The organism is Anaerolactibacter massiliensis, from assembly GCF_900290205.1.
Lineage (GTDB): Bacteria > Bacillota_I > Bacilli_A > Erysipelotrichales > Erysipelotrichaceae > Bulleidia > Bulleidia intestinalis.
Window position 1 is genome coordinate 2,110,879 of sequence record NZ_OLMH01000002.1, and the last position, 21,939, is coordinate 2,132,817.

A 21,939-nucleotide genomic window follows, 5' to 3' on the forward strand; every position below is an offset into this window, starting at 1 on the left:
GCAGGTCATCAGACTTGCGGGGATGCATGTGCTTATTCGAGCTCGAATGCGCCAGTATAGAGCTGGTAGTATTCTCCCTTTTCGGCAAGGAGTTCTTCATGGGTTCCTCGCTCAATGATATGTCCATGATCAAGCACGATGATCACGTTGGAATTTTTGACGGTGGAAAGGCGATGCGCAATGACGAATACGGTTCTGCCCTTCATCAGAGCATCCATGCCCTTCTGAACAATCTGCTCGGTACGAGTATCAATCGAAGAAGTGGCTTCATCCATGATCATGACTGGCGGATCTGCAACTGCTGCCCTGGCAATGGCAAGCAGCTGGCACTGACCCTGGGAAAGACTGGAACCATCTCCGCTGATCATCGTCTGATAGCCCTGCGGAAGCGTGCGGATAAATCCATCTGCACCAGCAAGCTTCGCGGCAGCGATGCATTCGCCATCGGTCGCTTCCAGTCTGCCATAGCGGATATTCTCCATCACCGTTCCGGTGAACAGGACCGTATCCTGGAGCACGATGCCGAGAGACTTTCTCAGGGAAGACTTCTTGATCTTGTTGATGTTGATGCCATCATACCGGATCTTGCCATCTTCGATGTCATAGAAGCGATTGATCAGGTTCGTGATCGTTGTCTTGCCGGCACCGGTAGCACCGACAAACGCAATCTTCTGACCAGGCTTGCCATACAGCGTGATGTTATGCAGGATGATCTTATCCGGGTTGTATGCAAACGTCACATCATAGAAACGGACATCACCCTTCAAAGGCGTATAGGTGACAGTTCCATCTGCCTGATGCGGATGTTTCCAGGCCCAGAGACCGGTATTCTCATCTGTTTCTTCAAGAACCCCATTCTTCTCTGTCGCATTGACGAGCGTGACATAGCCTTCATCAGTCTCCGGCTGTTCATCCATGAGCTGGAAGATGCGCTCTGCACCAGCCAGGCCCATGACCACCGAGTTGATCTGCGGAGAGATCTGCTGGATATTGCCAGCAAACTGACGGCTCATGCCGAGGAACGGAACGATGACCGCAATCGAGAACGGCAGACCCGAGAATGAGAGATTCGGAATATTGTATTCCAGGAACATTCCGCCGAATACTGCAACCAGCACATAGATGATGTAGCTGACATTATTCAGAACCGGCATCAGCGTATTGGAATACTTGTTTGCCTGATAGGATGCTTCAAAGAGTGCCTCATTCTGACGATCGAAGTCTGCTTCAGAATCCTTTTCATGGTTGAAGACCTTGATGACCTTCTCACCATTGATCATTTCTTCAATGACACCTTCTGTCGCACCGACTGCCTTCTGCTGCGCCATGAAGTAGCGCGCCGACTTGCCGCCGACTTTTCTCGTGATCTGAATGGAAACGAGAGATCCGAGAATGATGACCAGACCCATCCAGACACTGTAATACATCATGATGCACAGAATCGTGGTCAGCGTGATAGCCGAGATGAGCAGCTGCGGGAAGGACTGGGAAATCATCTGTCTCAGCGCTTCGACATCGTTCGTATAATACGACATCACATCACCGCGCTTGTTCGTATCAAAGTAGCGGATCGGAAGACTCTCCATATGAGAGAAGAGTTCTCCGCGGATCTTAGCAAGCGATCCCTGCGTGAATACTGCCATCATCTGGTTGTAGACGAAGCTTGCAAGCAGGGAACATGCATACAGGATTGCCAGGATCGTGACATAATGCATGATCTGCGGGCGCGCATCTGCCCAGGTCATTCCTGTTTCCCAGCTTTCCTGGATCACAGCGACGACATTCTGCTGGAAGATCGAAGGCAGTGCCGAGATCACAGCATTGACCACAATCAGAATGATGATCATCGGCATCAGCTTCGGATTGTACTTATAGAGAAGCTTGATCAGGCGCTTGACGGAAGCCCCTGCATTCTTCAGCTTTTTCTGTCTCATGCTAATGCCTCCTTTCCAGCCGGAACTTCTTCTGCAATGGATTCGGTTCCCTGCTTATTCTGGGAAAGATAGACTTCACGGTAGATCTCATTCGTGCGGAGCAGTTCTTCGCTCGTGCCGATGGCATTGATCTTTCCGCCGTCCATGACGACAATCCGATCAGCATCTTCCACAGAAGAAGTACGCTGAGCAATGATGATCTTCGTGGTTTCCGGAATATAGTCGCGCATTGCCTTGCGGATCAGTGCATCAGTCTTCGTATCCACTGCACTCGTGCTGTCATCCATGATCAGGATCTTCGGCTTCTTCAGAAGCGCTCTTGCAATGCAGAGACGCTGCTTCTGTCCGCCGGATACGTTGGTGCCGCCCTGTTCAATCCAGGTATTGTATCCATCCGGCATCTGATCGATGAATTCATCAGCACAGGCAAGATGGCACACCTCACGCACTTCTTCATCGGTGGCTTCCTTATTTCCCCAGCGGATATTGTCCGCAATCGTTCCGGAGAACAGCACGTTCTTCTGCAGAACCATGGCAACACTGTCACGCAGTGTCACAAGATCATAATCGCGCACATCTTCCTTGCCAACCCTTACGGTTCCTTCTGTCGCATCATAGAGACGCGGAATCAGCTGAACGAGCGAAGACTTCGAAGAACCAGTACCGCCGATGATGCCGATGACTTCACCAGACTTGATATGCAGATCAATGCCATCCAGAACCGGGCGATCTGCACCAGCCGAATACTTGAAACGGACATTGTCGAAATCGATGGAACCATCCTTGACTTCCTTCAGACCATTTTTCGGAGAAGTCAGCGTGCTCTGTTCCTGCAGCACTTCGCAGACACGCTGTGCAGACTCTTCAGAGAACGTAATCATGACGAAGATCATCGACAGCATCATCAGCGAAACAAGAATCTGGAAGCTGTAGGTCAGCAGTGTCGAGAACTGTCCGATATCCAGAGCAGTACCATTGGTCGTGATAATCACTTCAGAACCTTTTGAGAGTACAAACAGCATGACCCCATAGATGCATGCCTGCATCAGCGGATTGTTCAGTGCAAGAATCCGTTCTGCCTTCGTGAAGGTTGTTCTGATATCCTCAGAAGCCGCATTGAACTTTTCCTTTTCATAGTCTTCCCGGACAAACGACTTCACGACCCGGATTCCCTTGATATTCTCTTCTACCGAATTGTTGAGCTTGTCATACTTCGGGAAGCCCTTCTTGAAGATCGGCATGACAATCTTGTTGATTGCATACAGGCCGATGCCGAGAATCGGAATAACGACCAGGAATATCATTGCCATGGAACCTCCCATGATATATGCCATCGCAAAGGAGAAGATGATATTCAGCGGAGCCCGGAATGCGGTCCGGATGATCATCATCCAGGCCTGTTGGATATTCTGGATATCCGTCGTCAGACGCGTCACCAGCGAAGCAGACGAGAACTTGTCAATGTTCCCGAATGAGAAATCCTGGATCTTGTAAAACACGTCATGACGGAGATTCTTCGCAAACCCGCACGAAGACTGAGAACAATAGACACCTGCCAGATACCCGAACAGCAGAGACGCAAACGACATGGCCAGCAGGATCCATGCATAATGCAGAATCCGGTCCATCCCGCATCCGGCTTTCACGTCATTGACAAGCAGTGAAATCACATACGGAATCAAGGCTTCGAAGACGACTTCACCGATGACCATGATCGGAGTCAGATACGTCGCTCTCCTGTACTCGCGCAGGGATTTCATCATGAGTTTCCATGACTTCATAAAATTGCTCCTTCCTATATTAAAAAGAATGCGCTACGCATTTTAACATATCTTTCCGCATTCTAAATAGGCTATTTGCTTTGTTCAGAAATTCACTTCAAGCATGGATGATGAGAGCGTTTTCTTCCTCTGAGGCGAAAATCATGACCACCCGTGAAACGGGTGGTTTGTTCTAAGGCTATAAGCCTATTGTGCTAGCCAGCGTCTCAAGACGCTGGCTTCTCCATATTTCAATATGTCTAAGCCACTATGCACTTTTAACTATTGCCGCCCATTAATGGGCTGTTCCTGAATTTTGCTTCTTCTTGTTGTCGTTTGGTTTCCGATATGCTTTATCCTCGTGGAAAGGATCTTCATATTCCTTCACACTCAGTTTGTCTTGAGCTATATCGTCTTTCTCCTGGTCCTGTATATACTTCCGCACTGTTGCCTCATTCAGCCCAACTGTGCTCACGTAATATCCGTCTGCCCAGAAATGTCGATTACCGAATTTGTATTTCAGGTTTGCATGGTACTCAAAGATCATCATTGCCGATTTCCCCTTCAGATACCCCATGAAACTCGATACGCTCATCTTCGGCGGAATTGCTACCAGCATATGAACATGATCTGACATCATATGCCCTTCAAGCAATTTCACCCCTTTGTATGCACACAATGTTTTCAGATAACCGGCGATGTCACTTCTCAATTGATTGTAGATTACTTTCCGTCTATACTTCGGTATGAATACAATGTGGTAAACACAATACCATTTTGTATGCGCCAAGCTGTAACTCTTATTGGCCGTAAACAGCACCTTGCCTTTCTAACTTTAGTGACTTAGACAACCACTATTTTAGCTAAGGCAGGGTGCTCTTTACTATAAGAGCACCCAATCATCCACCTGCCAAGCAGGTGGTTCTCCGGTTCGCACAATCTTTACACCCATAGCTAGTCAACTGTTTATCTTTGTGCTCACCAGTCCACTAGGACGAAAAGGAAGCCTGCATCTGCAAGCTTCCCCGATGTCAGATTCTGCTGATCTTCACTTCATTGTAAGCAGCCATGATCGACTGATAATCCGGAATATCTTCGGTCTGCACCGAAGCAGTTCCCGCCGCCATGGACATCTTCAATGCTTCTTCGGCATTCATGGACGACTGATATGTTCCTATAAACGCAGCCAGTGCCGCATCTCCGGCACCATTCGTACTGATGACCGGAACCTCCGGAGACTTCAGCACGAACCTTCCAAGCTTCCCGTCAAAGTATCCGCCCTGGGCTCCCATCGTCAGAAGCACATTCTCCGTTCCTTTCTGCAGGACTTTCTCAACCGCTGCTGCGCAGTTCTGCATGGTGACTTCTTCTTTCAGAAGTTCGCTGAGCTCTTCCAGATTCGGCTTGATCAGGAATGGACTGCAGTAGACCAGATCTTCCAGCCGGCAGTCAGCCGTATCCATGATCAGCTTCGCCCCGGCCTCATTGACCCGGTCGGCAATCTCATACAGGAACGTGATATCAATGCCATTGGCAGCCCGGCCGCAGATCATTACATAGTCTTCTTTCTTCAGATGATCCAGATGCGACAGCAGATCCTGCTGAGCTTCTTCCGGAATTGCCGGTCCTTTTGTATTCAGCACATATTCCGGTCCGTCCTTGACTTTGACATTGATGCGGTTCGGTTCGCTGATCTTCGTGCTCTGGTTATCAATGAAAGAATAGAAACCGATCTGTTCTTCGATATAGCTCCCGGTAAACCCGCCGAGAAACGAAAGCACCGTGCTGTGAATGCCGAGATTGCTCAGCAGCATCGATCCGTTGATGCCTTTTCCGCCCGCATGGAGATATGCATGGTCTGCAAGATTGACTCCCTTCGAATGCAGCGGATCAGAAAACTCCATCTGATAATCCACTGCCGGATTCAGCGTGATGGTATAGATCATATGCAGGATTCCTCCTCGTCAATCTCAAGATAGCACATTCTGAAAACAGTAGAACCGACAGATCCGAAGATCTGACTGCAGTTCAGACCAAAGTCTGATTTCTGTCCTGAATCTGAACAAAAGATGATCTGAAAAGCATTTGGTAGTCATGACCTTTGAGATTACATTGTAAGTGGAAAAGGAGAGGGTTTATGAGACTCAAGAAAGCTAGTATCACTCAGAGAATGTATGACATCTGTGCATTCGCAGTTGTACGTGCTGATGTCAAGCGCACCCTTGAAATTGCAGACGGCCTGGTGAAGGGCGGACTTCCTTGCATGGAAATCAGCTTCACCAACAATGACGCTGCAGACTGCATCAAAGCAGTCAAGGAAAAGTACGGAGATCAGATCATTGCCGGTGCCGGCACCGTGCTCGATCCGGAAACAGCCCGCATCGCCATCCTGGCTGGTGCAGACTTCATCATCTCCTGCAATGCAGATGAAGAAGTCGCACGGATGTGCAATCGCTACCAGATTCCTTACGGACCTGGCTGCACAACCGTCACGGAAGCAATCAATGGCCTGACCTGGGGTGCTGCCTTCATCAAGGCATTCCCGATTTCAAACTTCTACGGCCCGAAGCTCGTGAAGATCTTCAAGACTCCTACGCCGTTCATGCCGATCATGGCATCCGGCGGAATCAGCCTGGACAACATCAATGAGTGGCTGGAGAGCGGTGTTGATTTCATGGGCATGGGAAGTCTGCTGACCAAGGGATCTTCTGATGACATCGCTGCAAATGCCGCAAAGGTCCGCAAGGCAATTGAGGACTACCGCGCTTCTCATCAGGACTGAGTGTAATTTTTGTCCTGAGCTTGAGAAAATTGAAACAAATGCTGAACAGAGTTTAATTTTTGTTCTAAGCGTTTACAAAAAATGAACTCAAAAAGAATTGTCTGACCTGCAATCTGAAACTATAGTTTGGATATAGCAGCGAGCAGACATAGACAGGAGAAAATATGTTAAAAGACCTTCTGGATGAACGCCTGATCCAGCTTCATGTCCATGCGGACGGCTGGGAAGACGCAATTCGCAAAGCTGCAGCTCCCTTAGTGGAAACGGGGAAAGTGAAAGAAAGCTACGTTGATGACATTGTCAAAGGGGTCCATGAATACGGACCATACATCGTCATCACCAAGCACGTAGCTCTTCCGCATGCCCGTCCCGAGAGCGGTGCCCTGGAATGCGCAATCGGCATCACCACGCTCGACACGCCGGTCGAATTCGGCAACAAGGACAATGATCCGGTCAGCTATCTGTTCTGTCTGAGTGCAACAGATAACAACAAGCACCTGCAGGCGCTTGCGGACCTGTCCGAATTGCTGGAAGATGAAGCATTCTACAAGATGCTTGACACGGCGAAGAACAGTCATGAAGTGTATGACTATCTCACAAAAGGAAAGGAGGAAGCTTGAATGGCAAAGGTTTATCACGCATTAGTCTGCTGCAGAGCCGGAATGGGATCCAGTACTCTGCTGAAGATCAAAGCAGACCAGGTAATCTCTGAGAACCATTACCCAATCGAAACCGAGCATGGCAATCTGGATTCTCTGACCTACTTCAAGGGCGACCTGGTCATCACGATGTCTGATCTCACAGAAGACCTCGCGAAAGATCATCCGGAGCTCTACTGTGTAGGGATCACGAACATCGTATCCAAGCCGGAGATGAAGGAAAAGCTCGAAGCATTCCTGAAATCAAAGGGCGCACTGTAATTCACAGCTTCATTCATTAATCTCATAAAAAGAGAGGGGAAAATCAAATCATGTTAAATGCATTAGTTGCTCAGGTAAGAGATACAGCTCTTATCATGGGAATCATTGCACTCATCGGTCTTCTGCTTCAGAAGAAGAGTGCGAAAGACACCATCAACGGCGTTGTCAAGACCGTCGTAGGATTCATGATCTTCAACATCGGATCCGGCGCAATGAGCGGAGTTGTCAATACCTTCATGTCTCTGTTCCAGGCTGGCTTCGGAATCACCGGTGTCACTACACAGGTTGAAATCGCAACTGCTCTGGCTCTCGATACTTATGGTACTGAAGTTGCTCTCTGCATGGTTGTCGGTTTCGCAGCAAACCTCGTATTTGCAAAGTTCACGAAGTTCAAGGCAATCTTCCTCACAGGCCAGCACTTCCTGTACTTCGCTTGCGTCATCGCACTCGTCTTCATCGCTAATGGTGCTCCGGCAGCAGTTACCATTCTGGTCGGCGGCATCATCCTCGGCTTCTGCGGCGCAGCTCTTCCTACCATTGCTCAGCCATTCATGAACAAACTCACAGGTTCTGATGACATCGCAATGGGCCACTTCAACCTGATCGGCTACACGCTGGCTGGCTACATCGGCAAGCTCGTAGGCGGCAAGAACGGCGAGCACAAGGGCAAGGATGTTTCTGAACTTGATCTCCCGGGCTGGCTCGGTCTGTTCCGTGACTTCGTCTTCTCCGTTGCACTGTTCATGGTCGTTCTGTTCTATGTTGCTGTCATTGCCTGCGCTGTCAAGGGCGGCGATGCATTCGAACTTGTTCAGACTTCTTCCGGAAACGACATCTGGTTCATCTGGCCGCTGATTGAAGGCCTCCAGTTCGCTGCTGGCATGAGCGTCCTGATCTATGGTGTCCGTCAGTTCATCGCAGAGATCACTGCAGCATTCGTTGGAATTTCCGAAAAGTGGATCCCGAACTCCAAGCCTGCAGTTGACTGCCCGGCAGTATTCCCGTTCGCTCCGAATGCAGTTCTGCTCGGATTCGTCGGTGCTGTTGCCGGCGGCCTGATCGCTACTGGTATCATGGTTGCTACACATTCTGAGACCATTATGATCCCGGCTGCTGGTATCTGCTTCTTCTCCGGTGGTACCGGCGGTGTCTTCGGAAGCATCTATGGCGGCGTCAAGGGCGCACTGCTCGGCGGACTCCTGCTCGGATTCTGCACGACAATGCTGCCGCTGATTCTCTATCCTGCATTTGCAGCACTGGGAATCGCCGGAGCTTCCTTCCCGAACGTCGACTACAACGTCGTGGGCTGCGTTCTGAACTTCATCCTCGGACTGTTCCACTAATCCGGTGATAATTCCATGAGGGCTTGGGGCATTCGTCCAAGCCCTCATTTTTCTTCCGAATCTTTAGAAAGGATATGATCCATCACTTATGGCAAATGAAAAGGCACAGGTTCAGGAATTCCTGAACATCGTCAACGAGCAGATCAAGGCATTTGAAGACACGATCGATATCAAAGCCCTGACTGACGCAAAGAATCTGATTCTCGACGCAGAATCCAGAAACAACCGCGTCCATGTCACCGGCATCGGCAAGCCGGGGCATCTCAGCGGCTACATCGCTTCCCTTCTGAGTTCCACCGGAACTCCGGCATATGAACTCCACGGCACTGAAGCCGTGCACGGATCCTCCGGCCAGGTGGTCCCGGGAGATGTGGTTATCGCCATCTCGAATTCCGGCGAAACCGGAGAGCTCAAGGCAACCGTCACTGCCCTCAAGAAGAACGGCGCTAAGATCATCAGCGTGACCGGCAATCCGGAAAGCTGGCTGGCAAAGCAGGGAGACGTCTGCCTCACGGCTGGCGTCAAGCAGGAAGGCGATTCCATGAACAAGCCTCCGCGTGCTTCCATTCTGGCGGAAGCACTGATGCTGCAGAGTCTCAGCATCCTGCTGCAGAACGAGAAGAAGCTCACCCCGGATCAGTATGTGAAGTGGCATCCGGGAGGATCACTCGGCAAGAGCATCCTGGATGCACAGAAAGAAGGAAAGTAACCCCATGGCAATGTTTGAAGGCGTAGTAACCCCGATCGTCACACCATTCCACCGCGATGCAGAGCAGTCCATCAACTATGAAGCGATGGAAAAGCTCGTCAATCATCTGATTGAGCATGGCGTAGACGGAATCTTCCCGCTTGGCTCCAATGGGGAATTCCATGTATGCGAGCATGAAGAGAAGGTAGAATTCGTCAAGGCGGTCGTCAAAGTCGTCAATCACAGAGTACCGGTCTATGCCGGTGCTGGTGCATGCTCCACCAAGGAAACCATCGCTCTTGCAAAGGACATGGAAGCAGCTGGTGCAGACGTGCTGTCTGTCATCACCCCGTATTTCATCAAGCCGACCGATGACGAGCTGTTCGATCACTACAAGGCTGTCGCAGAATCCGTGAAGATTCCGGTCATGCTGTACAACATCCCGAAGTCCACCGGCTGCAATATTCCTGCTTCCGTCGTTTCCCGCCTTGCAAAGGAATGCCCGAACATTCTCGGCATCAAGGATTCCTCCGGAGATATGGAGAATCTGCAGGGCTATCTCGATGCCGCCAAAGGCACAAAGATGAAGGTCCTGGTCGGATCTGATTCCAAGATCTCCAAGGCATATGCACTTGGGGCATCCGGATGCGTAGCAGGAACCTCCAATGTCATCGTCGATACGATCGTGAATCTCTGGAAAGATCTGAAAGCAGGCAATACAGCAGAAGCAGAACAGCTGCAGAAAGACATCGATGTGCTGCGTGCCATTCTGAAGCTCGGCACGGTTCCGTCCATGATGAAGCGTTCTGTCGAACTGGCAGGCATCGCAGAAGTCGGACCGGCAAGAAGACCGGTACATGACTCCACCCCGGATCAGGATGCACAGATTATGGAGATGCTCCGCTTCTATAAACTTGCCTGAATACTTTTAGTCAGTTTTGCGAAAACAGGAATCATAGATTCCTGTTTTTATGTCCTATAATAGTACTAATACGGAGGCTTCCCTTATGAGTGAATCTGAAATCCGGATTGAAAGCGACCGGACGCGCAATGCTTTGCTCGGTCTGCTCTGGTTTGCAATTTTCTTCCTTTCCTGGTACCTGGCTGCACAGTTCTATTTTGCCGGCAATGCCTTAATCAGCTTTCTGTTTCTGACCCTGCTGGTCATCTCAGTGAAATATACGTATACCTACTTCCATCAGGCCATCGTAAAGACCCCGATCGTGATTTTCACGCCCGAAGGTCTGAAGATTCCCCGCACCTTTCATAAACCGCTCGTATGGGATTACCCTGGCATCAGCGATATCACGGTGCTCGAGAAGAACGATCATACGATGCAGATGCTGATCACCGGAAAAGAAGTCACTCACCCGTCCGGCCATCAGTATTTCGGGCTGAACTACCCGTTTTCAAAAGCAATGACGAAAGAAACGAGAAATCGGCTGGAAGAAGCTGCGAAGCGTTATAAGCTCAGGCTCTCTTTCAGGAAAGCAGAATAGCTCTATGGACAGCGATACCTTCACCACGATCCGTTCCCTTCTGAGAACGCCAGGCATCACAGTTCATGATCTGGAGAGCTCGGGCCTGACCAAGCGGCAGATCAAATACCGGATTTCCAAGATCAATGCCATTCTGAAACCCATGAACATACCGACGATCTCGATCCGGCAGGAGAATGAGCTGATCATCCACGATGACACCAGAGAAGTCCTCAGGAAGATCATGAAAGAAGCCAAGTCCATGGAGCGCTTCTCGTTCAACAAAGAAGAGCGGTATGCGTACATGTTCCTGCTGCTGTTTCTGAACCTGGAATATGTTTCCCTGAATGACTTCATGGACCGCCTCAGGACTTCGAAGTCTACAACCTTGATGGATCTCAAGACCATGAGCTCTGATCTGAGCAAGAATGACATCACTCTTGAATACAACCGGACCAGAGGCTACTACCTCGGCGGGACCGAGATGAACATCCGCCGCTTCATGATGCGGACAATCATCTACTACCGCTACGCCAGCGTGTTCGATACGCTCATCGATGACTATCACCTGGATCTGTATGAATACTCCAACCTTGTGATCCAGGAACTGGCAGAACGACATCACATCCAGTTCGTCGAAGACCGTCTCTTTGAATTCATCTATATCTTCACGTTCCTGAAAGCCCGGATCTCCAATGGTGCAAGTGCCGCCAGCGAGATTGAGAACATGCCGAATATCGACATGATGCATTCCACGAAGGAATACGCCTTCACACAGGAACTGCTTGAGAATTACAAGAACACCGATCAGATCAAGCCCGCAGACATCAAGTATATTTCTTCGTGGGTTCTCGGAATCTCTTATGGTGATCTCAGCGAGCAGACTCAGGATAAAGCCTATATCTCGAGTCTCGTGGCCAAGATCATGAACCGCTTCGAACTGCTGAGCGGAGCGCATTACAGCAATCAGGAAGAAATATTCACCCAGCTGTATTCTCATTTCCGGCCTGCTTATTACCGTCTGCTGTTCCGGCTGCCGATCTACAACCCGCTGACCGAAAAGGTCCGCGAAGAATACCAGGATCTCTATGAACTCGTCTTTGAGACGATGAAGCCATACGAAAGCCTGTTCGGCGGGGAGATTCCGGCCGACGAGATTGCCTATCTCACGATGCACTTCGCAGCCATCTATGCCGGCAAGAAGGCAACCGGCATCGTGCAGAAAAACGCCCTGGTCATCTGCTCCAACGGCGTCGGCAGCTCTGCCATCCTGTATAACGAGCTGCGGAACATGTTCCCGGACATGAACTTCCTGCCCCCGATTGAAAGCCGGCAGTTCCGGGATGTCGATGTTCCGGTAGATATCATCTTCGCGACTCGCTATGCTGAACTGGACGATACGGATATTCCGATTGTCCGGGTCAACCCGGTCATGTCTGCAGAAGAACAGTATCAGACGATCCACAACGTCCATCTGCAGCTGAATATGCCGGAACCAGGCAGACCGAGCGTTGAGAACGTGATGAACATCATCCGTCAGCACGCCGACATCCGCAATGAAGAGAAGCTCACTGCAGAACTTTCTGCCTATTTCACCCAGGTTGAAGAAAACCCGAAACGTACAGTTGTCCCGCCTGAATCCCTGCATCTCGAAGACATTGTGCGGACAGATCTGATCCGCCTGCACGAATCTGCTTCAGACTGGGAAGAAGCGATCCGCCATGCTTATCAGCCTCTGCTTGAGGATCATTTCATCACAGAGAACTACATTGAAGCTACGGTCGCTGCGCTGAAGAAAAACCGTGCCTATATCGTCATCGCTCCGCACGTCGCCCTGTCGCACTCCAAGCCGGAAGACGGAGCCCTGTCCATCTCAATGGGCATCTATGCGATGGACTTCGGCATCGACTTCGGAAACCCGGAGAATGATCCGGTTCGCTATATCTTCTCGCTCAGCGCAACCGACAACTCCTCGCATCTGGTATGCATGTCCGAGCTGCTCGGCATGCTCAATACGCCAGCCTTCTTCCATCTGCTCGATACCACCCATGATCCAGAAGAGGTCCTGGACTTTATCAAGGCAAACCGGAAGTCCTCCTCAGAGCCGAACTGAGTCTGCATGTTTCATGCATGCAGATTTTCTTTGATTTTTCATCTTTTTCTGTCTGCATGTATGATTTTTCGATTATAATGCAGAAAAAGAGGGTGATCATAATGAGTTCCGGACCCACTGCTGTGGTGCGCATCAAAGCCGCATACCGCGATATGGGCGCGAAAGACAAGGAAATAGCCAATTATGTGCTGAGCAACCTGCAGGAGGTTTCCCGCTCGAGCATCAGCGATCTTTCGTCACACCTGGATATGGCTGATTCCACCATCTTCCAGTTCACGAAACGGCTCGGATACGAAGGCTTCCGGGACTTCAAGATTGCCTTGCTCACGGAAGAGAACGACCCTCAGGAAAAAGTATCCGGGAAGATCCTCGAAGGAGACAGCGAGGAGACGATCATCCATAAAGTCTTCCAGGCAAACATCCATGCCCTCGAAGAAGCAGATGCTTAGGCAGATCCCCATCAGTACCATACCGCCCTGGCGATTATTACCAGCTCCGATTCCACAACTTTCTTCGGTCTCGGCCAATCCAATGCCGTAGCATTGGATGCCTACCAGAAATTCCTGCGCACCGGCATCCGCTGCAATTACTGCACGGACTTCCACATGCAGCTGATGAATGCTGCGCTGCTCAGCGAGAACGACTGTGCCGTCGTGATCTCCCATACCGGCAGATCCAGGGAAGTGATTGAACTAGCGGAGACCATTCATGAACATAAGGCAAAGATGATCCTGGTTACCGCTTATTCCATGAGCCCGCTTGCCAGAATGGCAGATGCCATCCTGATCACGCCGGCGGCCGAAGATCAGCACCGGACCGAAGCTCATGCGACCAGAATCTCCGAACTGGCAGTTCTTGATGCTCTGTTCGTTCTTGTGCAGAGATCTGATGAGAAAGACTCTGAGAAGAACTGGAATCGGATCCGGGAAATCATGGATAAAACAAAAGAACGTGTCAGCTGAGACACGTTCTTTCATACCCGATCACAGATTCTCTTTGATTTCCTTGTATACTCCCTCGGCATCCAGGCCGTACTTCTTCATCAGTCCTGCTGCCGGTCCGCTTTCTGCATACCGGTCTTTCACGCCGATCCGGTGAATCGGCTTCGGGCACTTCTCGCCAGCCACCTCGGCAATCATGCCTCCCAGTCCGCCGATGATGTTATGCTCTTCTGCTGTGAAGATCCTGTCGTGGCTCTTCAGAATCTCCACGATTCCTGCCTCATCTGCCGGCTTGATCGCACAGACATCAACTACTGTCAGGTTCACACCATCTGCTTTCAGCATCTCGGCTGCGCCTAATGCCGACTGCACCATCACTCCGCAGGCAAACACTGCGACTTTCTCTCCCTTGCGGACTACATTCACCTTGCTGAAATCAAACTTCGTTTCTGCCGGATATACATTCTCCACTGCAGCTCTGCCAAGTCTCACATAGCAAGGGGTCTTCGTCTCTGCAACATGATCGATGACTGCCTTCGTCTCTGCTTCATCGCAAGGTACATAGACTTCCATGCCCGGGATCACTCTCATTAACGCAATATCTTCAGTTGCCTGATGGGATACGCCGTCTTCTCCGACTGTGATGCCTGCATGCGTTGCACACACTTTGACATTCAGATGCGGATACGCAACACTGTTGCGGATCTGCTCCCACGCTCTCCCTGCTGCGAACATCGCAAACGTCGATGCGAACGGAATATATCCGCTTGCCGCTAGTCCTGCCGCATGTCCGATCATATCTGCTTCGGCAATGCCCATATCAAAGAACCGTTCCGGGCATGCTTTCTTAGCCATCGCTGTCTTCGTCGCTCCGGCCAGATCGGCATCCAGTACCACGATCTTCGGATTTTCCACTACGAGCTTTGCAAGCTCTTCTCCATATGCTTCACGCGTTGCCTTTGCCATCTTATTCTGCCTCCAGATCTTTCAGTGCCTGTGCAAGCTGTTCTGCATTCGGTGCCTTGCCATGCCAGCCTGCCTGGTTCTCCATGTACGATACGCCCTTGCCCTTGATCGTATGCGCAATGATCGCCGTCGGCACTCCCTTCGTCTCTCTGGCAATCTTGAATGCCGCTCTCAGCTCATCGAAGTCATGTCCGTTCACTTCCACCACATGCCATCCGAAGGCCCGGAACTTATCCGTCAGCGGGTTCGGTCCGATGACGTCATCCGTTGAGCCATCAATCTGCAGGTTGTTCACATCAATCACTGCGCAGAGATTGTCGCTCTTGTAGTGATGTGCTGCCATCGCTGCTTCCCAGATCTCGCCTTCTTCGCTTTCGCCATCTCCGACCAGTGCATACACTCTGTGGCTGTTTCCGCTGAGCTTATTCGCAATGGCCATGCCATCTGCCGCTGCTAATCCCTGTCCTAAGGAACCGGTGCTCATATCAACACCCTTCACATAATTCATGTTCGGATGTCCCTGGAGCTTCGAATCCAGCTTCCGGAAAGTCATCAGCTCTTCCATCGGGATGATGCCCTTCTCTGCAAGGGCTGCATACAGAAGCGGTGAAGTATGTCCCTTGGACAGCACGAACCGATCCCGATCAATCGTTCCTGCATTCTCCGGTGTGATGTCCATTTCTTCAAAATACAGATACGTCACGATATCTGCTGCTCCGAGAGATCCTCCCGGATGTCCGGACTGTGCATTTGCAATTTCCTTCACGATATTCTTCCGGATATTGCGTGCGTGCTGCTTCAGTTCTTCATTGTTCATGAATGTGCTGATCCTCCTGTTTCTTCTGTTTATTATACTGCGATTCCAGAGCATTCTGCGGATTGCATGGCAAAGATTGCAGGTATTCCTGCTGACTCTTTGCCCATTTTCAGTGGAATAGATCCAGCAGATCTTTCAGCGTCTGAATCCGCGTGCATTCTGCCGTCATCATTCTCTGACCATGAGGCCAGATCCAGATCGGTTTCATGCCTGCCCGATAAGCACCGATGATATCTCTGGCAAAAAGGTCTCCGATAAATGCACAGTCCTGCGGTGCACTTCCGATCTTCTCTGCAGCATACCGGAAGATCTCCGGATTCGGTTTCTTCACCTTCAGATCACCGGATACCACCACTGCATCGAAGAACGTATCCAGTCCCGCCTTTGCCAGTTTCTGATGCTGGGAATAGGAAGTCCCGTTCGTGACCACGCCGAGCCTGTATCCCCGCTTACGCAGTTCGTTCAGCACCTCCATCGCATCCGGAAACAGCTCCGTGTACTTCCAGAGATTCGTCTCCCACCACTGATTGAAGTCAGGATTTCCCATCACATCAAGATCGATTCCGAATCTCTCTCTCAATGCAGAGCTTACATAATTCTTATTGATATCACCCTGCTGATCCAGGATCATGCATGTCTGCAGGACTGCTTCTTTTTCCATCGGATCCATTCCTGGTTTCACAAAGTCCACTGCTTCTTCATAAGCTTTGTATGCATATACTTCCCGATTTCCGAGCGTATCATCAAAATCAAACAGCAGCGTTCTGATCTCCATTCTCATTCCCTCGCTTTCGTTTTTCCATGCGTTCATTCTACTATATCTGGCTGTCCATGCATGGATTCAGATTCTCTGCAGTTCTGCTCCTTCTGTACAGAAATCCATTTCTGATCATCATACCGTTAATTCCTTCTGCACTTTTCCACGTTTCTTAAGCCACGGCGTTCTATAATGATGGCATGGAACTACCTGCCTGGGCCTTTCTGAACTGCTATGCGCTTCTGCTCGCAGGGATGCTGCTGCATACTTCCTTATCAGCATCTGTCTCTGTCCGCAGAGCACCAAGCAATCGCACTTATATCCGTTTTCTGATTGTGCTGATCTCCCTGCTGATCATGGACAGCTTCAGCCGGCTTACCACGACCGAGAACAACTATATCTATGTCCTGATGCAGATCGGCAATTTCTATATCTTTGCCATTGATCCATTAGGATATCTGCTCGCCCTGAACTATCTCAACTGCTTCATCGAGTCTCCGGATTCCCGCTCCAAGTTCTGGCATCATCTGTATCTCGGCTTTTTCTTCTTGAATCTCATCCTGGTGACCATCTCGGAATGCTTCCATCTCGGCTGGTTCTATTATTGTGAGAATCTGGAATACCACCGCGGCAGATTCTTCATGTACCGGGCAGTCTTCAGCATGCTGTTATGCCTGCTGTTTGAATACTATGCAATCTCCGAGAGGAAGCGGATCCAGCCGATCTACCGCAGGACCCTGCTTGCCTTCCCGGTCGTTTCGATGTTCTTCGGATTTCTGCAGACTATCTTCGTGGGTGTTCAGCTTCAGTACAACGGTCTCGTATTCGCATGCATCATGCTTTATATCCACATCCAGAGCAATGATATGAGCACGGACTATCTGACCGGAGCCGGTAACCGCAGACGCCTCGATGACATCGTGGCCAGCCTCATCGACCGCAAAGTATCCTTCTCGGCAATTCTGATCGATCTCGATTCCTTCAAGCAGATCAATGATACGTATGGCCATAAAGAAGGAGACAGTGCGCTTCAGGAAGTCTATCACCTGCTTGCGGAAACCTTCCGCAGGAACGATACCATCACCCGGTTCGGCGGAGATGAATTCTGCGTCATCTCCGACATCAGCACTCTCTCCCAGCTGGAACTAGCAGTTGCAAAGCTGCGGGAAAATACCGAAGAATTCAATGCCCGCAGAGAAAAGCCATATGCCATTCATTTCAGCATCGGCTATGCCATCTATGATCCATTATCTTCAGAGGACTACAATGCCTTCCTGAAACGGGTCGATTCCCTCATGTATCAGGAAAAGGCACTTCACCATAAAGCCAGTTCCGGTATGCGCAGTTAAAGGGGGATGGTTCTTCCAGTGCCTTTTTTAGCTATAATGAACTAGACGGAGGTTCCAAGCGCAATGGCAAACAAGATCTGCGATTTCTGCCTGGAAGAAGGAAAAGGACTGTTCAAGCAGCCCGAAGCCATCCAGGGTGGTTACCATATCTGCAGGAAATGCAGAAAAATTATTGAAGATTACGGGCTTCCGGTGAAGTATGACCTGTTCCAGCTGCTGGTCACGGCAGATCCTTCCATGCATGAAATGATGATGGGAGACTACCTGGAAAACCATAAAGCAGAAGATACGATCGCAAAGTATTTTCCGCTGCCGAATATCCTGCTCCATGATGGCGAGCACTGCATCAACGTGCGTAAAGCCTATATCAATGTTTCCAGATCCCTGATTCCATCCTCTATGGCTGTCACCGCTATCGCGGATATCCGCAGACCGCAGATTTCCAATCTCTGCGATGCCCCGGATCAGTCTGATATGGAAAAGGCAGAAGGCACACTGTATGAGACTGACGCTGCCGTCTATTTCCTGAGCGAGCATTTCATCAACTGCCACCGCCTCACGAGCCTGATCAAGGATAATCAGCCGACTGATGCAGTTCATGTCCTGGAACATAACCGCCGCTATACGTACTATACTCCGCACAGCGACTTGTTCTTCATGCGGGAGACATTCTACCGCATGGCCGCTGCCGCAAAAGAGAACAAGAAAAAGAACCTGATCTACCTTGCCAGCGAGAATACGATGACCCTGACCTCCGGCATCTACAATGTGCCGAAAAATATCCGGGCAGGAAACTACTGGGTCAATCCGGTCAACGATTCCGGTCTCAGCATCCGCGACGCAAATGGCCGCTACCATGAGATCCGGGGCGGCAGGCTTCATATCGATGAAGGCTCCACCCTGGAAGTAACTGGTCAGTATGAATTCCGGTTCACCAGAAAAGAGCCGAAAGAACCTGACATCAAAGAATAATTAATCTGCAGAATCACTCTGCAGATTTCTTTTTTCTGAGATTTACTGTTTTCTCCAGGTGCTCTTCGAGAAGAGGATGGCGATCGGGAAGATCTCCAGTCTTCCTGCAAGCATATCGAAGATCAGAACAACTTTCGAGAATGCAGAGAACCCGCTGAAGTTGCAGACCGGTCCGACTGCAGCGAGACCTGGTCCGACATTGTTGAACGTCGCCATGACCGCAGACAGATTCGTCTCCACATCGAACCCATCGAGAGAAATCAAGATCATGCTGATGATGAGAATGAATGCATAAGCAATCATGTAGTTTGCTGCATTGCGTACTACTTTCTCATCCACGACATGCTTGTTGATGCGGATCGTGCGCACTTCTGATGGATGCATGTTCATATGGAAATTGCGCCGCAGCGACTTGAACATGATCAGCAGTCTGGAAACCTTGACGCCGCCGCCTGTCGAACCAGCGCAGGCACCGATGAACATCAGGCACAGGATCAGCACTTTGGAAAATGCCGGCCACACATCATAATCCCCAATTACAAATCCGGTCGTCGAGATGATCGTCGCAACCGTGAAAGAAGCCTGATGCAATGCATCCCTGAGAGTCGGATACAGCGAACGGATATTCCAGGCAATCAGGGCGATGAAACTGAATACGATCACCCAGAACAGACGGAACTCCTCATCCTTCAGCACATCCTTCCATCTGCCTAAAAGAATCAGATAATAGCAGCTGAAGTTGACAGAGAATAACAGCATGAATACGGTTGTGACATTCTGCAGATACGGGCTGTAACCAGACATCGAATCATTCATGATGCCGAAGCCGCCGGTACCAGCAGTTCCATAAGCCGTGCAGACTGCCTCAAACAGAGGCATGCCGCCAATCAGCAGGAAGATCGTGTTTAAGATGGTCAGCGCGATATAGATGAGATACAGAATCAAGGCAGTCTGCTTCATATGCGGAACCAGCTTGCCGACCGAAGGACCAGGAGATTCTGCTCTCAGAATATGAAGCGTGAAGCCTTCATTCTTGCCAGCCAGGGGAACGACGGCCATCAGGAATACCAGCACGCCCATGCCGCCCAGCCAGTGGCTGAAGCTGCGCCAGTACAGAAGCCCTCTGGAAATGGATTCCACTTCCGTGAGAATCGAAGAACCCGTTGTCGTGAAGCCTGAAACCATCTCAAACAGACAGTCGATATAGCTTGGTATTTCCCGGGAGATATAGAACGGAAGACAGCCAAGGGCAGACATGATGATCCAGGAAAATCCGGTGGTAACCAGGCCTTCCTTGGCATAGAAGCCCTTTCTCGCATTTCTGGAAACCAGATACAGCACAGCTGCACAGGCAATGATGATGAACTGCGACTTCACGATTGCGTCTGCCGCATTTGCCTCGCCGCCCGCATAGCTGATTGCCCAGGCCGGGATCATGAAGATTGCTTCAATCATGAGAATCGGAGAAATGATCCGGGCAATCATCCTGTAATTCATTGCATTGCGCATGGATCAGTCCTCGAAGATATCATTCAGCGATCGGATGGTCGAGGTCCGGTTCGTCACCACAACCAGCGTATCGCCTTCCTGGTATGCGGTGCTGCCGTCTGCAATAATCGTCTGGTCTCCTCTGGAAACGGAGACAATCAGCACATCAGAACGTGTCTTCACTTCTCTTAACGGCTGCCCGACATGACGGGTATCCGCATCCACCAGGAATTCGATTGCCTCGGCTTTGCCGCCGGCAATGGAATGAATCGTGATTGCAGCGCCTTCCTTGTTCTGCATGGCCCGCACATACCGCACAATATTATTCGAAGCCATCTCTTTCGGAGAAATGACTGATCCGACATGGAGACTGTCCAGAAGCAGATTATTCTCGGCATGGCTTACCTTGGTCACGACCTGAGCGACATTGCGGGTATGTGCATAGAGCGCAATCACGATATTCAGCTCATCGAGACCTGTCAGAGTGACCAGAGCATCACTGTCATCGATTCCTTCGCTGTTCAGAAAATCCTGGCTGCTGGCATCGCCTTCCACGATTACCGCCGAAGGCAGAAGTGCTGCCAGTTCCCGACAGCGGGCGGAATTACGCTCAATAATCGTACAGGCCATGCCTGTACGGGCAAGTTCTTCTACAAGGTAATAGCTGATGCGGCCGCCTCCGGCGATCAGAACCCGTTTTGCCTTTCTGGCAATGATACCCATATTCCGGAGCAGAATTGAGAGATGATCCGTCGCTGCCGTCACGAAAATCAGATCTCCGACCTGCAGCGTGAAATTGCCATCCGGCATATAGCACTCACCATTTCTGCTGACTGCGCAGATCAGCACCTTCGTATGCACGATCTGACTCAGAGAACTCAGCTTGGCATGATTCAGCGGACTCTTGGCATCAATGCGGAGTTCCACGATTTCCACGTTGCCCTTGGCAAACGTATCAATTTTCAGAAAGCCCGGATATTTCAGCAGACGCGCAATTTCATGCGCAGCCTGACGTTCCGGATTGATGGCCATGTTCAGTGCGAATACATCGCGCATCTCAAAAGCCTGACGGCGGTATTCCGGGTTGCGGATCCGGCCGATCGTATGCAGCTCCGGATTCATGCCATGTGCAGTCATGCAGGAAAGCAGGTTGACTTCATCTGTATCGGTTGCGGCGATCAGAAGGTTGGCTTCCTGCACATCTGCCTGCTCCAGCACATCCATGCTGGCAGAATTTCCCTGAACCGCAATCACATCATAGGATTCCATGATGTTTTCAAGTACTTCTGCCTTGCGGTCAATGACAGTAATTTCGTGTCCCTCAGCAGAAAGCTGTGCGGTCAGAGTAGACCCGATCTTTCCGCCTCCTGCGATGATAATCTTCATAAGCCCCCTGATGGCAGAAAACCCAGACAGATGCCTGTTCGGGAAAGGACCATCCTCCTGTAACAAGAAACAATAATGCTTTTTCCTCCGGCCGAAGTATGACTTCCATACCCAGAAACCGGATATGTCACTATTCTAACATCGCCCCGTTAAAAGGCAATCAAAGAGTCTTTAGGCATAAATACCGCACTTCAGCCACCATAAATCCCCACAGCCAGAGAACTTCCGCTATAACTATTGTCAGG

The 21,939-nt window shown here is 50.3% G+C and carries 21 protein-coding genes; 12 read left to right on the forward strand and 9 right to left on the reverse strand.

Translation table 11 applies throughout. From position 1 onward, the window contains the following. Window positions 1-32 precede the first annotated feature (32 nt). From C7E00_RS13610 to C7E00_RS13625, 4 genes are all read right to left on the reverse strand, one after another. Window positions 33-1,934 (reverse strand): ABC transporter ATP-binding protein, encoded by a 1,902-nt coding sequence (locus C7E00_RS13610; protein ID WP_105304773.1) that lies wholly within the window; start codon window positions 1,932-1,934, stop codon window positions 33-35. Next, entirely contained in the window at window positions 1,931-3,715 is a 1,785-nt protein-coding gene (locus C7E00_RS13615; RefSeq protein WP_105304774.1) for an ABC transporter ATP-binding protein, read from the reverse strand. Before C7E00_RS13615 ends, C7E00_RS13610 begins: the two co-directional genes overlap by 4 nt. A gap of 274 nt (window positions 3,716-3,989) precedes the next feature. Next, window positions 3,990-4,511 (reverse strand): IS200/IS605 family transposase, encoded by a 522-nt coding sequence (gene tnpA, locus C7E00_RS13620; protein WP_105304974.1) that lies wholly within the window; start codon window positions 4,509-4,511, stop codon window positions 3,990-3,992. 214 nt (window positions 4,512-4,725) lie between these two features. Further along, window positions 4,726-5,640, reverse strand: a complete 915-nt coding sequence (locus C7E00_RS13625) for a 1-phosphofructokinase family hexose kinase (RefSeq protein ID WP_105304775.1) — start codon at window positions 5,638-5,640, stop codon at window positions 4,726-4,728. Between the two features lie 191 nt (window positions 5,641-5,831). Between C7E00_RS13625 and C7E00_RS13630 the strand changes: the two genes are divergently transcribed. From C7E00_RS13630 to C7E00_RS13675, 10 genes are all read left to right on the forward strand, one after another. Then, window positions 5,832-6,476, forward strand: coding sequence for a beta/alpha barrel domain-containing protein (locus tag C7E00_RS13630; RefSeq protein WP_105304776.1), 645 nt, complete (start codon window positions 5,832-5,834; stop codon window positions 6,474-6,476). 164 nt (window positions 6,477-6,640) lie between these two features. After that, on the forward strand, window positions 6,641-7,096 hold the full coding sequence (locus C7E00_RS13635; RefSeq protein ID WP_105304777.1) for a PTS sugar transporter subunit IIA: 456 nt from the start codon (window positions 6,641-6,643) through the stop codon (window positions 7,094-7,096). Further along, window positions 7,097-7,396, forward strand: coding sequence for a PTS sugar transporter subunit IIB (locus tag C7E00_RS13640; protein WP_105304778.1), 300 nt, complete (start codon window positions 7,097-7,099; stop codon window positions 7,394-7,396). 50 nt (window positions 7,397-7,446) lie between these two features. Then, window positions 7,447-8,739: a PTS ascorbate transporter subunit IIC gene (locus tag C7E00_RS13645; RefSeq protein WP_105304779.1), complete on the forward strand. Its 1,293-nt coding sequence runs from the start codon at window positions 7,447-7,449 to the stop codon at window positions 8,737-8,739. 88 nt (window positions 8,740-8,827) lie between these two features. Then, window positions 8,828-9,448, forward strand: coding sequence for a KpsF/GutQ family sugar-phosphate isomerase (locus C7E00_RS13650; RefSeq protein ID WP_105304780.1), 621 nt, complete (start codon window positions 8,828-8,830; stop codon window positions 9,446-9,448). A gap of 4 nt (window positions 9,449-9,452) precedes the next feature. Then, on the forward strand, window positions 9,453-10,349 hold the full coding sequence (gene dapA / locus C7E00_RS13655) for a 4-hydroxy-tetrahydrodipicolinate synthase (protein WP_420808613.1): 897 nt from the start codon (window positions 9,453-9,455) through the stop codon (window positions 10,347-10,349). A gap of 85 nt (window positions 10,350-10,434) precedes the next feature. Further along, window positions 10,435-10,926, forward strand: a complete 492-nt coding sequence (locus C7E00_RS13660) for a hypothetical protein (RefSeq protein WP_105304781.1) — start codon at window positions 10,435-10,437, stop codon at window positions 10,924-10,926. A gap of 4 nt (window positions 10,927-10,930) precedes the next feature. Next, window positions 10,931-13,018 carry a BglG family transcription antiterminator gene (locus C7E00_RS13665; RefSeq protein WP_105304782.1) on the forward strand — a complete coding sequence of 696 codons (2,088 nt, stop codon included), beginning with the start codon at window positions 10,931-10,933 and terminating at the stop codon, window positions 13,016-13,018. Between the two features lie 101 nt (window positions 13,019-13,119). Next, window positions 13,120-13,467 carry a MurR/RpiR family transcriptional regulator gene (locus C7E00_RS13670; protein WP_167836610.1) on the forward strand — a complete coding sequence of 116 codons (348 nt, stop codon included), beginning with the start codon at window positions 13,120-13,122 and terminating at the stop codon, window positions 13,465-13,467. A 36-nt stretch (window positions 13,468-13,503) separates the two neighbouring features. Beyond that, complete coding sequence (locus C7E00_RS13675; protein WP_275656078.1) at window positions 13,504-13,980, forward strand: MurR/RpiR family transcriptional regulator; 477 nt, start codon at window positions 13,504-13,506, stop codon at window positions 13,978-13,980. A 21-nt stretch (window positions 13,981-14,001) separates the two neighbouring features. On the opposite strand, the gene C7E00_RS13680 is transcribed toward C7E00_RS13675, so the two are convergent. The 3 genes from C7E00_RS13680 to C7E00_RS13690 all read right to left on the reverse strand — a co-directional run bounded on the left by C7E00_RS13680 (window position 14,002) and on the right by C7E00_RS13690 (window position 16,553). Next, complete coding sequence (locus tag C7E00_RS13680) at window positions 14,002-14,925, reverse strand: transketolase family protein (RefSeq protein WP_105304785.1); 924 nt, start codon at window positions 14,923-14,925, stop codon at window positions 14,002-14,004. A gap of 1 nt (window position 14,926) precedes the next feature. Then, entirely contained in the window at window positions 14,927-15,742 is an 816-nt protein-coding gene (locus C7E00_RS13685; protein WP_105304673.1) for a transketolase, read from the reverse strand. 109 nt (window positions 15,743-15,851) lie between these two features. Beyond that, a complete protein-coding gene (locus tag C7E00_RS13690) occupies window positions 15,852-16,553 on the reverse strand; it encodes an HAD family hydrolase (RefSeq protein WP_105304786.1) in 702 nt (233 codons plus the stop codon). 146 nt (window positions 16,554-16,699) lie between these two features. Between C7E00_RS13690 and C7E00_RS13695 the strand changes: the two genes are divergently transcribed. Together C7E00_RS13695 and C7E00_RS13700 are read left to right on the forward strand one after the other, a co-directional pair. Then, window positions 16,700-17,848 carry a GGDEF domain-containing protein gene (locus C7E00_RS13695; RefSeq protein ID WP_105304787.1) on the forward strand — a complete coding sequence of 383 codons (1,149 nt, stop codon included), beginning with the start codon at window positions 16,700-16,702 and terminating at the stop codon, window positions 17,846-17,848. 63 nt (window positions 17,849-17,911) lie between these two features. Continuing rightward, on the forward strand, window positions 17,912-18,820 hold the full coding sequence (locus C7E00_RS13700) for a hypothetical protein (RefSeq protein WP_105304788.1): 909 nt from the start codon (window positions 17,912-17,914) through the stop codon (window positions 18,818-18,820). A 42-nt stretch (window positions 18,821-18,862) separates the two neighbouring features. Here the strand turns inward: C7E00_RS13700 and C7E00_RS13705 are convergent, their stop codons facing one another. Both C7E00_RS13705 and trkA read right to left on the reverse strand, forming a co-directional pair. Beyond that, window positions 18,863-20,329 (reverse strand): TrkH family potassium uptake protein, encoded by a 1,467-nt coding sequence (locus C7E00_RS13705; RefSeq protein ID WP_204378634.1) that lies wholly within the window; start codon window positions 20,327-20,329, stop codon window positions 18,863-18,865. 3 nt (window positions 20,330-20,332) lie between these two features. Continuing rightward, window positions 20,333-21,694: a Trk system potassium transporter TrkA gene (gene trkA, locus C7E00_RS13710; protein WP_105304789.1), complete on the reverse strand. Its 1,362-nt coding sequence runs from the start codon at window positions 21,692-21,694 to the stop codon at window positions 20,333-20,335. Window positions 21,695-21,939: the final 245 nt, after the last annotated feature.

What these genes read in the sequence shown, in the direction of transcription:
- C7E00_RS13610 (WP_105304773.1), bottom strand. Translation starts at nt 1,934, where the DNA reads ATGAGACAGAAAAAGCTGAAGAATGCAGGGGCTTCCGTCAAGCGCCTG.
- C7E00_RS13615 (WP_105304774.1), bottom strand. Translation starts at nt 3,715, where the DNA reads ATGAAGTCATGGAAACTCATGATGAAATCCCTGCGCGAGTACAGGAGA.
- C7E00_RS13625 (WP_105304775.1), bottom strand. Translation starts at nt 5,640, where the DNA reads ATGATCTATACCATCACGCTGAATCCGGCAGTGGATTATCAGATGGAG.
- C7E00_RS13630 (WP_105304776.1), top strand. Translation starts at nt 5,832, where the DNA reads ATGAGACTCAAGAAAGCTAGTATCACTCAGAGAATGTATGACATCTGT.
- C7E00_RS13635 (WP_105304777.1), top strand. Translation starts at nt 6,641, where the DNA reads ATGTTAAAAGACCTTCTGGATGAACGCCTGATCCAGCTTCATGTCCAT.
- C7E00_RS13640 (WP_105304778.1), top strand. Translation starts at nt 7,097, where the DNA reads ATGGCAAAGGTTTATCACGCATTAGTCTGCTGCAGAGCCGGAATGGGA.
- C7E00_RS13645 (WP_105304779.1), top strand. Translation starts at nt 7,447, where the DNA reads ATGTTAAATGCATTAGTTGCTCAGGTAAGAGATACAGCTCTTATCATG.
- C7E00_RS13650 (WP_105304780.1), top strand. Translation starts at nt 8,828, where the DNA reads ATGGCAAATGAAAAGGCACAGGTTCAGGAATTCCTGAACATCGTCAAC.
- dapA (WP_420808613.1), top strand. Translation starts at nt 9,453, where the DNA reads ATGGCAATGTTTGAAGGCGTAGTAACCCCGATCGTCACACCATTCCAC.
- C7E00_RS13660 (WP_105304781.1), top strand. Translation starts at nt 10,435, where the DNA reads ATGAGTGAATCTGAAATCCGGATTGAAAGCGACCGGACGCGCAATGCT.
- C7E00_RS13665 (WP_105304782.1), top strand. Translation starts at nt 10,931, where the DNA reads ATGGACAGCGATACCTTCACCACGATCCGTTCCCTTCTGAGAACGCCA.
- C7E00_RS13670 (WP_167836610.1), top strand. Translation starts at nt 13,120, where the DNA reads ATGAGTTCCGGACCCACTGCTGTGGTGCGCATCAAAGCCGCATACCGC.
- C7E00_RS13680 (WP_105304785.1), bottom strand. Translation starts at nt 14,925, where the DNA reads ATGGCAAAGGCAACGCGTGAAGCATATGGAGAAGAGCTTGCAAAGCTC.
- C7E00_RS13685 (WP_105304673.1), bottom strand. Translation starts at nt 15,742, where the DNA reads ATGAACAATGAAGAACTGAAGCAGCACGCACGCAATATCCGGAAGAAT.
- C7E00_RS13690 (WP_105304786.1), bottom strand. Translation starts at nt 16,553, where the DNA reads ATGAACGCATGGAAAAACGAAAGCGAGGGAATGAGAATGGAGATCAGA.
- C7E00_RS13695 (WP_105304787.1), top strand. Translation starts at nt 16,700, where the DNA reads ATGGAACTACCTGCCTGGGCCTTTCTGAACTGCTATGCGCTTCTGCTC.
- C7E00_RS13700 (WP_105304788.1), top strand. Translation starts at nt 17,912, where the DNA reads ATGGCAAACAAGATCTGCGATTTCTGCCTGGAAGAAGGAAAAGGACTG.
- C7E00_RS13705 (WP_204378634.1), bottom strand. Translation starts at nt 20,329, where the DNA reads ATGCGCAATGCAATGAATTACAGGATGATTGCCCGGATCATTTCTCCG.
- trkA (WP_105304789.1), bottom strand. Translation starts at nt 21,694, where the DNA reads ATGAAGATTATCATCGCAGGAGGCGGAAAGATCGGGTCTACTCTGACC.